The sequence below is a fragment of the Alloacidobacterium dinghuense genome (assembly GCF_014274465.1).
Taxonomy (GTDB): domain Bacteria; phylum Acidobacteriota; class Terriglobia; order Terriglobales; family Acidobacteriaceae; genus Alloacidobacterium; species Alloacidobacterium dinghuense.
In genome coordinates this window covers 3,762,175-3,775,288 of record NZ_CP060394.1, presented here as the reverse complement: position 1 = coordinate 3,775,288, position 13,114 = coordinate 3,762,175, and the positions used below count along the sequence as shown (strand labels likewise).

At 57.2% G+C, this 13,114-nt stretch carries 7 protein-coding genes; 6 read left to right on the top strand and 1 reads right to left on the bottom strand.

What is annotated here, in order from left to right:
• Nucleotides 1-125 precede the first annotated feature (125 nt).
• A complete protein-coding gene (pdxR, locus tag H7849_RS15535) occupies nucleotides 126-1,610 on the bottom strand; it encodes a MocR-like pyridoxine biosynthesis transcription factor PdxR (protein WP_285288894.1) in 1,485 nt (494 codons plus the stop codon).
• 217 nt (nucleotides 1,611-1,827) lie between these two features.
• On the opposite strand from pdxR, the gene H7849_RS15530 reads away from it, so the two are divergent.
• The 6 genes from H7849_RS15530 to H7849_RS15505 all read left to right on the top strand — a co-directional run bounded on the left by H7849_RS15530 (nucleotide 1,828) and on the right by H7849_RS15505 (nucleotide 13,102).
• Nucleotides 1,828-3,552: an amidohydrolase gene (locus tag H7849_RS15530; protein ID WP_251106294.1), complete on the top strand. Its 1,725-nt coding sequence runs from the start codon at nucleotides 1,828-1,830 to the stop codon at nucleotides 3,550-3,552.
• 26 nt (nucleotides 3,553-3,578) lie between these two features.
• Complete coding sequence (locus tag H7849_RS15525) at nucleotides 3,579-4,214, top strand: FMN-binding negative transcriptional regulator (protein WP_186740500.1); 636 nt, start codon at nucleotides 3,579-3,581, stop codon at nucleotides 4,212-4,214.
• Between the two features lie 77 nt (nucleotides 4,215-4,291).
• The gene (locus H7849_RS15520) at nucleotides 4,292-7,531 is read left to right on the top strand and encodes a TonB-dependent receptor (RefSeq protein ID WP_186740499.1); all 3,240 of its coding nucleotides are present in this window, start codon (nucleotides 4,292-4,294) and stop codon (nucleotides 7,529-7,531) included.
• A gap of 26 nt (nucleotides 7,532-7,557) precedes the next feature.
• Nucleotides 7,558-9,741 (top strand): prolyl oligopeptidase family serine peptidase, encoded by a 2,184-nt coding sequence (locus H7849_RS15515; protein ID WP_186740498.1) that lies wholly within the window; start codon nucleotides 7,558-7,560, stop codon nucleotides 9,739-9,741.
• Between the two features lie 49 nt (nucleotides 9,742-9,790).
• Complete coding sequence (locus tag H7849_RS15510; RefSeq protein ID WP_186740497.1) at nucleotides 9,791-11,005, top strand: PepSY-associated TM helix domain-containing protein; 1,215 nt, start codon at nucleotides 9,791-9,793, stop codon at nucleotides 11,003-11,005.
• Between the two features lie 42 nt (nucleotides 11,006-11,047).
• A complete protein-coding gene (locus H7849_RS15505) occupies nucleotides 11,048-13,102 on the top strand; it encodes a S9 family peptidase (RefSeq protein WP_186740496.1) in 2,055 nt (684 codons plus the stop codon).
• Nucleotides 13,103-13,114 lie beyond the last annotated feature (12 nt).

The following is a 13,114-nucleotide window of genomic DNA, read 5'->3' as shown; positions in this document are numbered from 1 at the left end:
GATAAGTAAAAGATACGCCTGGCCATGCGCTTAGGTTCCAACGGATGTCCTGAGAGTGACGAATGCCGGACTTTTGGTGACAGAACCGATCTTCGGGCCGCACCGTCAACTTCGTCAGATCAGGTTCATGCTTCGGCTCGGTTTCTAGTCGATGTCTTTGCACCTGCAGCCTTCCCAGACACAGGCCATCGTGTCTTGTCGAGCACTCTCGCAAGTTTCTCAACCCCGCGCCGTATCGTTCGCGGATCAAAGGCGGTAAAGCCGAAGAGCAATCCAGGCCGGACATGAAAGATGGCGTACTTGGACAAAGGAGGAATATCGAGTCCTTCGAAGCGAAGCTCATCCGAACACGTGAAGTCGTTCACTTCCGCTGGCAGCAATCCAGCGATATTCATGCCGCCATCCGTGATCGGAAAACGAAGTGGCAGGCTGTGTCGAGCCACCGCATCCAGAAAGCTCTGCTGTCGCTCCGCATAATGCCGTCGGCATCGCCGCAGATGCGTATGGAAAGCGCCGCTATCCATAAACGCAGAAAGCGCAGCCTGGTCGATCAGCGGACCATGATCCTCGGCGATGTGCTTCATGCTGGCAAAGCGATCCACCAGCTCAGGCGGCAGAACCGCATAACCGATGCGCAACGCCGGAAATAAAATCTTGCTGAAGGTGCCCACATAAATCACGCGCCGGTTTTCGTCGAGGTTCTGCAAACTCGGCAGTGGCGGATTCTTGTAGCGGAACTCCGAATCGTAATCATCCTCCACAATCCATGTCTGCAAGCGAATCGCAGTTTGTAACAGCATCAGCCTGCGCCCCAGCGACATGCAGGTTCCCAAAGGAAATTGTCGCGACGGCGTCACGTAGATCAATGACACGGGCTGCGCATCCGATAGAGGAAGGCAGATGCCCTCATCATCAATCGGCGCAGACAGAATTTGAGCCCCCGCTTGCTTCCATGCAAGACGCGCCCCCAGATAACCCGGATCCTCCATGCACACGCGATCCCCCGGTTTGATCAGCAAATGGGCAAGAAGAAAAAGCGCCTGCTGCGATCCGGACGTGATCGCAATCTCGCGCCAGTCGCAGCAAACACCCCGGCTGTCCCGCAGATACTCGGCAATATTATGTCGAAGACTATCCAGGCCAGACGAGAAGACTGACTGGTAATGGAGTATATTTGCGCCGCGCTTCAGCACGCGCGCCCGATGCCGGTTCCATATCTTGATGGGAAAAAGCCGAACATCCGGCTGCGCAGGCCGAAAGGGCAATGGCGCGCGAAATTGGGTATTCGGCTGCGCATTATATGCATTGGCCGCGTTGCTGCGTCCGCCGCGAGTCGTTGGCCGAAGCTGGAAAGCCTGCGCCGCTCTCCCAACGTACACGCCGCTGCGCTGCTCGCTTTCAAGATAGCCCTCGCTCATCAGCACGTCGTAAGCGCCAATCACCGTATTGCGCGAAATATGCAGTGTCGCAGCAAGTTCACGGCTCGAAGGAATCCGCTCCCCTGCGCGCAGTTCGCCACTCTGAACCATCTTCTTCAGTTGCATGGCCAACTCGGACTGCAGTGAAATGCCTCGGTCCTTCCGAAGCTCGATCGTCCCTAAGGTTTTCATCGCCTAAAATCTGGACCCAGTATATCGCCGTTTTCTGGACCTTTACTGGAACCACGATTCACTATACTTTCACACTCATCGAGGGCCCGATTTCTTAAGGGCCGTGCCGTCGCTGTTGTTTTTTCAGCGTTTCTAGGTGGTTACTCTTCAGGTACTACGTTGCCTCATGCAATGCTCGCAAGACATTGCAGGGTGAACTCTATAGAGCGGACAGGCCATGCAAAAACAGCTGCTGCTTCTATGCGGCGCCATTCTGATCTCTATCTCTCCCATCATGGGGGCACAATCGCGCGTGGACATAATTGCAGTCAACGGGAAGATATGGACGGAGAATCCCAGCCAGCCGGAAGCGGAGGCAATTGCCGTCCGCGATCACCGCATCGTGGCCGTCGGCGATTCAGCCGCGATCCGCAAGCTGGCCGACGAAGGAACCAGAGTGATCGATTTGCAAAGTCGCCGCGTCGTGCCCGGATTCAATGACGCGCATGTCCATTTCTTCTGGGGAGGTCAGGGGCTGGCCAGCGTTCAGCTACGCGACGCCACCAGCGAAACCGAGTTCCGCAAGCGCATCGCAGACTTCGCGCGAACCCAGCCGAGGGGCGAATGGATTGTCGTCGGCAACTGGGATGAGGAAAAATGGACACCCGCGCGTCTGCCCACGCACGAACTCATCGATGATGTAACTCCCGACAATCCCGTATGGGTCAATCGCTCCGACGGACACATGATGCTCGCCAACGCGCTCGCCATGAAGCTGGCAGGCATCACGAAGGATACGAAAGATGTTCCCGGCGGCGTCATCGTCCGCGATAAAGACGGCAATCCCACCGGCATTTTCAAGGACGCCGCCAAAGACCTGGTGGAACGCGTCATCCCGCCGCCTTCCGACCAGCAGGTCGATTCGGCCATTCTTGCTGCGCAACAGTACGCGCTCGAAAACGGCGTGACCAGCGTGCAGGACATGGGCTTCACCGGCTCCAAGGCGACTGACATGCAGGCGCTGGTAGTGCGGGGCTATCAGCGCCTGTTTGCGCAGAACAAATTAAAGGTGCGCGTTTCCGCCCGTTTTCCTTTGAGCAAGTATCAACGCCTCGCCGATCTTGGCGTGATGACAAACTTCGGCAATGACCATCTGGTCATCGGATCGGTGAAAGCCTTTGCCGACGGCTCTCTCGGCTCAACAACAGCATGGTTTTTTGAGCCCTTCACCGATGCGCCGGAAACCAGCGGCGGCCCCAGCGATGAGCTTCGCAATCCCGAGCAGATGTACGCCAACATGGTGGGAGCCGATCGCGCCGGGCTGCACATCGCAACCCACGCCATCGGAGACCGCGCCAATAAAACCATCCTTGATCTTTACGAGCGCCTCGAAAAAGAAGATGGCGACGCCGATCGCCGTTTGCGCATCGAGCACGCGCAGCACCTGCGGCCGGAAGACATCCCGCGCTTTGCCCGGCTTCACGTCATTGCTTCCGTCCAGCCCTATCACTGCATAGACGACGGCCGCTGGGCCGAGAAGCGCATCGGACATCAGCGCGCTCTCACAACCTATGCGTTCAAGTCTTTGCTTGACGCAGGAACCACCCTCGCCTTCGGTTCGGACTGGTTTGTCGCGCCCATCGATCCCATGGCTGGCATTTATGCGGCAACCACGCGCCGCACCCTCGATGGCAAGAACCCCGATGGCTGGATTCCGGAACAGAAAATCACGGTGCGCCAGGCGGTCCACGCCTACACCGTCGGCTCAGCTTATGCCGAAAGCCAGGAGAGCGAAAAAGGCTCAATCGAAAGGGGAAAACTGGCAGATTTCGTTGTCCTTTCAGGAGATATTTTCAATCTCGACCCCGTGAAGATCGAAGACGTGAAGGTTGACGTAACGATGTCCGGTGGCGAGATCGTCTACGAACGAGGCAAAGCAGCCACGTCCAAAACCGCTGAATAATTTTTGAGAAACGAGGAGAGACTCGGATGTTTGTTCGGCCATGCTGGAGGCCATCGTCAGAGCAGGACGCGGTCGACCTGATAGAGAAAAACCCCTGGGCACTCCTTGTAAGTAACGGAGCAGACGGACCCATGGCAACAAACCTCCCTTTATTGTTCGACCACAAGCGCTCCGACAAAACCGTGCTGATTGGCCACATCGCAAGAGCGAACGACCATGCAGCCCTGTTAAGTCAGACGAGCGAGCCCATGCTTGCCATTTTCGAAGGACCCTACACCTACGTGACCGCCAGCTGGTACCCAAAACGCGACATGCCGTCGACGTATTACTACACCGCCGTTCACTGCTACGGCAGAGTCGCGCTTCAGGATGAACCTCAGCTCGACGAGTCAGTCGAGCGGCTCACGCAGGTCATGGAAACACCGATCCCCGGTGGCTGGAAGACCAGCGAAATCGAGCGCGAAGCAATCACGCGCCGTTACAAATCGATTCTTGGCTTTGAACTGCACATCGAGCGCCTCGAAGCAAAATTCAAGCTCGGACAGGATGAGCCGCTGAAAGATGCTCTGGCGGTCGCTGACCAATTGGAGCGCCACTCTACCAAGAGCGATCTCGAACTGGCCGCGATGATTCGCAAGCAAAACGCCGGCCGCGAAGACTGAACAGATCGAACAGGAGTTTTTAGAAAGCAAACACCAGGTCATACAAATAACGCAATTATTCCTTGAGGAGGTTCGCCATGAGAAAACGTAACCTGCAACTCGCAATAGGAATATGGGTGATGTGTTTCTTCGCATCGCCATGGCTTCGCGCGCAGAGCGAAAGCGGAAGCATCACAGGTCAAGTCACAGATTCGCAGGGATCAGCCGTTGCAGGCGCCGACGTCACCGTAACCAACATTGGAACTGGCGCTTCCATCCAGGAAAGAACAAACGGCGAGGGCACCTTCGCTTTCTCAACGCTTCATCCCAGCCACTACAAGCTCACCGTCCAGAAAGATGGATTCAAGCTCGAAGTCAACCCAGACGTCGATCTGCACGTACAGGACAAGCTGGCCATCAACTTTACCCTCACCGTCGGTTCGTCGAACGAAACCGTGACAGTCAGCGCATCCTCCGGCGCAAACCTTGAGACCTCCGCCGCCGTCACGACAACAGTCGACCGGCAGTTTATCGAGAACATGCCGTTGAATGGACGCAGCTTCCAGGCGCTCATCGCCTTAACTCCCGGCAACGTGACAGCCAAAACCTACTACACAAATTCAGGCCAGTTCAGCGTCAACGGTCAGCGTACCGACGCAAATTACTTCTCGATCGACGGTGTGAGCGCCAATGTGGGCATCACGCAGGGAAGCAACGTCTATCTCGGTTCCGCAGGCGCTGGCGCATCGCAGGCAACAAGTAACAACGGTGGTTACAATAGCCTCGTCTCCGTCGATGCGATGCAGGAATACAAGATTCAGACGTCATCCTTCGACCCCGAGTACGGGCGCACTCCAGGCGCGCAACTCTCCATCGTCACGCGCTCCGGGACCAACCGCTTCCACGGCACGGCATTCGAGTATCTACGCAACGAAGTCTTCGACGCCAACAACTGGTTTAATAACAACGCCGGCCTTCCACGCGCCGCAGAAAAACAAAATGACTTCGGCGGCGTCATCGGCGGTCCCATCTGGCGTGACAAAGTCTTCTTCTTCTTCTCCTATGAGGGATTGCGTCTCCGCGTGCCCGAATCCCGGCAGGACATCGTGCCCTCGACCGCGCTGCGCGCACGCGCCGACGCAGTCGTTGGCCCGTTGCTTGACGCCTATCCCCTCCCCAGCCACGCACTTCCTGGTTATCCAAACAACGACGCGCCCGATGCCGACACCGCCATCTTTGCCACAACATTCTCCAATCCTTCAACCCTCAACGCAAGCAGCCTACGCCTCGACTACACGATCAGTCCCAAGCTGAATGTATTTGTGCGTGGCGATTACGCTCCTTCCAACGGCGCACAGTACGGAGCCTTTGACTTCTACACGCGGTCAACGCTCAGCCACACCATCGCCAACGTCGATACCGAGACCGCCGGTCTCACCTTCACGCCGACAGGTAGCCTGGTCAATGACTTTCGCTTCAACCTCAGTCATGCCAAAGGCGCCACCGTCGTGACACCTACAAACTTTGGTGGTGCAACCATTCCCACCGATGCATATCTGTTCCAGTCGAATCCGATCTACACGACAGCAACCTCAGTCTTCAGTCTCATTCTCAACGATGGCAGCACAGATTATTACGTCGGCAACGATGCGACCAATCACCAGCGTCAATTGAATTTCATCGACACTGTGAGCTGGGTAAAGGGTCGCCACAATATGAAGTTCGGCGTGGACTACCGCCGTCTGACTCCGAAGAACGGCTACCGCCCATGGGACATAGGCTACAATTTCAACACCTTTGCTGATGTCCTGACGCATGTTCCTATCTCCGCAAGCATAGATACGACAGACACATCAGAGCTGCGCCCAGTCTTTTACGACCTGTCTCTCTACGCCCAGGATTCCTGGCAGGTTTCTCCGCGGCTCACCCTCACCTACGGTGTCCGCTGGGACTATGACCCGCCACCCGGTGAAGACTCCGGCCATCCTTTCTACACCGCGCTCAATCTCAACGATCCGCCGAACGTAGCACTGGCCCCATTGGGAACACCCTTGTGGAACGCCAGCAAGCACAACTTTGCGCCGCGCCTCGGCGTAGCCTACGTGATCAAAACCACGCCCGGAAGAGAGCTTGTCTTCCGCGGCGCAGGCGGCATCTTTTATGGTCTCGGTAATCAGCAGGGAGCGCAGGGAACGCTTGGCTTCCCATATTCCCGCAGCAAGTTTCTGTATGGAACGGACGGCACATACCCTGTGAGCCAGGCTAATGCCGCTCCCGTCCCGTTCACGCTTGATCCGCCATACGGCTTCGTCTTCGCATTCGAGCCGAACCTCAGAGACCCAAAAGTCTACCAGTGGAATGCTTCGCTCGAGCAGGCCCTCGGAGAATCGCGCGCTTTTCAAATCGCCTACGTCGGCAATGTTGGCTCCGATTTGCTCCGGCGCGACATGCTGCAACCCGACATGGGTGGCAATCCTAACTTTCAGTATCTTGATGTCGTCACGAACCAGGCCTGGTCCAACTACAACTCATTGCAGGCGCAGTTCCGGCAACGCATGTGGCAACACCTCCAGATCCTCGCCTCTTACACCTGGGCGCATGCGCTCGACAATGGTTCGAGTGTCGCATTACCCAACCCCTATTACACCGTCTACAATCCTGACCTTGATCGCGGCAATTCTGACTACGACGTGCGCAATTCCTTCTCAGCGGCAATTAGCTACGAACTGCCCGGAACGCGCGGCGGCAATGCCGTCGTCAAGTACATAACCAACGGATGGGCAGCAGACAGCCTGTTGCGAACGAACTCCGCCCAGCCCATTAACATCACCACCGGCCAATACTCCTTCGGGCTGGTGTGGAACCCTGATGCCATCAACCAGCGCCCGAATGTGAATACCGGTGTACCGCTGTTCGTCTCCGGCGCAGAATGCGCTGCGGCAAATGGCGGAGCCAACTGCCCCGGCGGCAGGCGTCTCAATCCCGCGCACTTCTCCGCGCCAACCGGCCTCTTCACGCAAGGCAACCTCGGTCGCAATCAATTGCGCGGGTATGACGCCGTGCAGGAAGACCTCGCCATCAGAAGGTCATTCCCGATCCACGAGACCGTCTCGCTCGAATTCCGCGCCGAGGCCTTCAATATCTTCAACCACCCCATGTTTGGAGACATCGGCACCCAGTCCGACGGTCGCAACCTGCTGAACAACTCGTTGTTTGGCATCTCCGCGCACACTCTTGCAGATAGCCTCGGTTCCGGAGGCGCCGACGGCGGCTTCAGCAGCCTGTATCAAATCGGTTCACCGCGCTCCTTGCAGTTTGCCCTCAAGGTGAAGTTCTAGATCCTTTCCAGGAGGGAGCGCAGCCGATGGAATCTGCGCTCCTGTTTTATTTCGCAGCTGCCAATGGATGGGTGCTCATGCAAGGAATGACTGCAAAATCCAAAGCCTTTAGAACATTGACGCATATAACCGCATGCGTCACGGTACTGGCGACGCATGCCGCCACCGTGGCCTCGGCGCAGTCGGCTCACATTCCTCCGCCGCCGACAACCGCGTCCATCAACACCGTCGAAACAATCCACGGCATTTCCGTGAGCGATCCATATCAGTGGCTCGAAGACTCATCCAGTCCGCAAACGCAAGCCTGGATCAAATCGCAACAGGAGTACGCATCGTCTCTCCTGAGCCAGCGTCCGGAAATGGATGCGTTGCGCAAAGACATCTACGCCCTCACCGACATCGAAGAGGCGCAGCGTGTTATCTACCGTCAGGGACGCTACTTCATCCTGAAGAAACTTCCCAGCCATGAAATCGCCGCTCTCTACGTGCGCGATGCCGAATCGGGTCCGGAAAAACTATTGCTCGATCCCTCCATCTGGAGCAGCGACCACACCGAGACGCTTGATCTGCTGAATGTTTCAGAAGACGGAAAGCTCATCGCCTACGGTGTTCGACGTGGCGGACGAGACCAGCTGAGCATCCACTTCTACGACGTCCCCACAGGCAAAGACCTGCCGGATGTTTTGCCCGAAGCGCGCTACATCTATTGGTCGCTGCCGATGACGCCCGACCGCTCCCGCCTCTACTACGTCAAGTTCGAAGATCAGGGCCCGCGTCTCTACGAACACAAGCTCGGCACAAACCCGCAGCAGGACGCGCTCATTTTCGGGCAGGGAATCGGGCCGCAGATGATCCTCGTGGCCGGCATCTCGCACGACGGCAGCCTCTTGCTGATGCACGTCCTCCACGGCGCATCCGGTTCCACGGATATCTACTTCAAAGACCTGCGCAAGCAGGATGAAATCAAGACTCTGGTAAAAGACATCCCCGCCACCTTCACGGCCGAGGCCGCCGATGACAAGATCTTCATACAGACAAACTGGAAAGCCTCAAATGGAACCATCATGGTTGCCGACGCAGCGCATCCGGAACCCGAGCACTGGCGCACGCTGATCCCCGAAGACAGTTCAACCATTCAAATGTTCAGGCTCGCGGGCGGAAAGCTGCTGGTGAACTACATGAACACCGCGCACTCTGAACTGCGTCTCTTTGACGAAAATGGCAAAGCATCGGGAAACATCGCGCTCCCAGGCATGGGATCGGTCGCTACCATCGACAGCGATTGGAAGTCGCCCATCGTCTGCTTCTCCTACACTTCTTTCCAAACGCCAACAACCTTCTTCTCTTACTCCGTTGCCTCCGGAAAGACGATAGCCATCTCCGCGCCACAAACTCCGGCAGCGCTCGCCGATGTCGTAGTCGATCAAGTCTGGTACAAGTCGAAAGACGGCACGCGCGTTTCCATGTTCCTGGCCCACAAAAAGAATCTCGTGAAAGACGGCAACGCCGCCATCCTTCTCTACGGCTACGGCGGCTTCAACTGGGCGCAGTTGCCCACCTTCTCGCCAGAAACCGGTGTGTGGCTCGAACGCGGTGGCGTCTACGCAGTAGCGAACATCCGTGGCGGCAACGAGTTTGGCGAAGCATGGCACCGCGCCGGTGAACTCGACAAGAAGCAGAATTCCTTCGACGACTTCATCGCCGCAGGGCAATGGCTCGCCGACAACAACTACACAAAGCCCAGCCGCCTCGCGATCCAGGGACTGAGCAACGGCGGCCTGCTGGTGACCGCCTGCATCACCCAAAGGCCCGATCTCTTCGCAGCGGCAATCGGACGCTATCCGCTCATCGACATGGTGCGCTACGAGCGCTTCTCCATCGCCCGCTGGTGGGCAACAGAATACGGCTCCGCCAGCGATCCCGCGCAGTTCCGCAATCTCTACGCCTATTCGCCCTATCATCACGTGCAGAAGGGAACGAAATACCCTGCCGCGCTGCTGATCAGCGGTGAAGGCGACACGCGAGTGGATCCATCGCACGCAAGAAAAATGACAGCCGCGCTTCAGAACGCAACAACGTCCGATCGCCCCGTCCTGCTCCTGTACGATTCGAAATCAGGACATTCCAGTTCGCTTTCGACAGCGGCAGAAGTCGATCAGACCGCGAACGAGGTTGCGTTTCTGCTCTGGCAACTCGGATCACCCGAGTAAAAACATCAAGTCCGAATCGATCGCGAGCCATAACACCAACGGAGGAAGCGTGAGCCTGGCAGTGGATGAAAGAGCACAGAAAACCGAAGGTGCTTTTCCCTGGCTTTCGACCTTCTGGCATCATCCTCGTAAAAGCTGGATTCGCCGCGCGCTCTTTCAGGTTCACCTATGGAGCGGAATCAGCGTCGGCATCATCGCTACGCTCGTCGGCATCAGCGGAAGCGCCATTGTCTATAAGAACGCGCTCGACAAAATTCTGACGCCGAAGTTGTTTCAGACAGCTTCCGCAGAACAGCGCCTGTCCACCGATCAGCTTCTTGCCGCGGCTCACGCAGCCCATCCCGGATGGTCAATCAGCTACGCATCCATCCAGCAAAAATATAACGCGCAGCCACCAGAGCCATGGGTCTTCTATCTCGTTCCTCCCGAACGCAGAACCACTCGTCTCACGCTCGCCTACTTCGATCCCGCAACCGGAAAAGAACTCGGCACAATTGGGGAAGCCTCCGGCATCATGAACTGGCTCGCCGAATTGCACTTCCATCTCCTCGGTGGCCCCACCGGAACAATCGTCAACGGCATCGGCGCTGCGCTTCTATTGTTGCTCTGTATGACCGGCATCGTCCTCTGGTGGCCGGGCCGTCATCGCCTGCACAGTGGATTCAAAATTCAATGGAAGGCGCGCTGGCTTCGTCTCAATTGGGACATCCACAGTGTCTTCGGCTTCTGGTGCAGCATTCCGCTCGCAATCGAAGCCTTCACCGGCGTCTATTATTGCTTCTTTGTTCCCATGGCGGCCGCCATGGTCTTCATCCTCGGCGGGGACGTGCATCAGTGGCATGAAATGTCCATCCCACCCCGATCCACCGTCATAGCTGGACAGGCATCGGTGCCGCTTGAGCCGCTCGTGCAGGAGGCATTGCAGCGCCATCCTGACTGCATCCTGCGCGGACTCGCTCTTCCTCTTTCGCCATCCGATCCACTTTCCGTGCAACTGGATCCGCCGCACGCGGAAGATCGCGGACAGTACGCGCAAGTCGTCTTCGATCGCTACAGCGGCAAAGTGCTCAGCGATGTCGATTCCCGCAACCAATCCCTGGCCATTCGCCTTGTGCTCTTCATCCGGCCGCTGCATTTCGGCACCTTCGCCGGCCACTGGTCGCGCATCGCATGGATACTCGTCGGCCTCATGCCCGGCGTCTTGTTCTTCACCGGATTCGTCATGTGGTGGCGCCGCGTTCCCGCGCGCTTGCTCCGGTCGTGAATGCGAGAACAAATTGTTATCTTTTTTGAGAGGAATGCTGGAATGAAATCTGCCTCGCTGCTCGTTATTCTTTCCGTTGCGTGTACATCGTTCTCGCACGCTCAGACAAAAATCGTCGACCCATCCGACATCGCCAACTTGAAGCGCGTAAGCGATCCCCAAATTTCACCCGACGGAAAGCTGGTAGCCTATGTCGTCAACACGCCCGTCGCCGCTGGCGCGCACAAAGACGCGCACATCTGGATCACGTCATCCGATGAAGCAGGTCACGCGCAGCCTTTCATCATGAGCGCTGGCACCGATACCGACCCTGCATGGTCGCCCGATGGCGAATCCATCGCCTTTCTTTCCGATCGAAAGAACCCGCTTGCTGACCCCAGTCACGCGCCCTTTCAGTTTTCGCTCACAGGCGTCGAAGGCAGAGGCGATCTCGAATGGCCCGATAACAAAAAAGACGGTTCCGATCCCGGCATGCAACTTTGGCTCATCTCGCTCCATGGCGGCGAAGCAGCACCACTCACAAACATCGTCGGAGGAATCAAGACATTTAAATGGTCGAAGGACGGAAAATCCATAGCCTTCATCCGCACCGATCAGGACACTGCTCAGCAGCGCGAGCGCAAGAAGCAGAAAAACGATGAGACCGTTGTCGATCACGACTACAAATTCGATCGCTTGTGGCTTTACGATGTCGCGCAGCATCAAGCGCGGCCTCTCACCAAAGCCGATGTCAACATCGACGCCTTCGACTGGTCGCCCAACGGCTCGCAAATCGTCGCCCGCATCTCACCCACGCCCAGGATCGACGACTACTGGCGCGTCTCAAAAATCCAAATCCTGAACGCATCGACCGGACTCGCCGAGAAGACCATCGAAGAGCACGCAGGCTACATCGAACCACGTTGGTCTTCCGACGGTCACGCCATCGCCTTCTCACAGATGACGGCGAAACAGATCACAGATCAGCACGTGATTTACAACCTGAGCGACGGCAAGCAAATTCTCGTCGAGAATTCTTTCCCCGGCACCGTCGAGCAAATGGAATGGCTGCCCGACAGCAAAGGTCTCCTCGCACAGGCAACAGAACGCGCGCACACCATCGTTCTCAAAATTGACGCCGTCACCGGCAAATCCAGCCCAGTCGAAGGAGTGACCACGTCAGCAGGCGAGATCCATCTGAGCAACGACGGCAAAAAGTTCGCCTTCCTCGGACAGACACCTGTGCAACCTGACGAGGTCTGGGTCTATACCGACGGCCATGCATCTCTGCTCACCGAAACAAATCCGCAGGTAAAAGATTGGAAGCTTGGCGCCGAGCGCGAAATCAGCTGGAAAAGCTCGAAAGATGGCCGCGCCATTCACGGCGTTGTCGATCTGCCTCCCGGATACGAAGAAGGCAAGCATTACAAAACCATCGTCCACATTCATGGAGGCCCCGAAGAGGCTTGGACCATAGGCTGGCACGGCAACTGGTATAACTACGCGGCCATGCTCGCCTCGCACGGCTTCGTCGTGCTCCTGCCCGATCCGCGCGGCTCCGATGGCGCAGGCCCCGCATACACGGAAGCAAATTTTCAGGACTGGGGCGGCGCAGATTTTCAGGATGTGATGGATGGCGTAGACTTCCTCGTCGCCAAAGGCATCGCCGACCCCGATCAGTTAGCCGTCGGCGGCTGGAGCTTCGGCGGATTCATGACCGCATGGACCGTGACCCATACCAATCGCTTTAAAGCCGCAATGGTAGGCGCCGGCGTGACCGACCTCTTCAGCATGGCCACGACCACTGACATCTCTCCCAGCTTTGAAACCGGATACTTCGGCGATTTTCAAACCTACCGCAAGGTATACGACGAGCACTCGCCTGTCCGCTACCTGGACCAATGCCACACGCCCGTCTTGGTTCTGCACGGAGAAGCCGACCCGCGCGTGCCCATCTCGCAAGGCGAAGAGTTCTTCAACGGACTCCGTTTCCTCGGCCGCGACACCGTCATGGTGCGCTATCCCCGCGAACCGCACATTTTCACCGAGCGCGAGCATCAGATCGACTCGCTCTCGCGCATCCTCAACTGGTACGAATCCCGCCTGAACAAGCAATAAGGAGGGATTTTC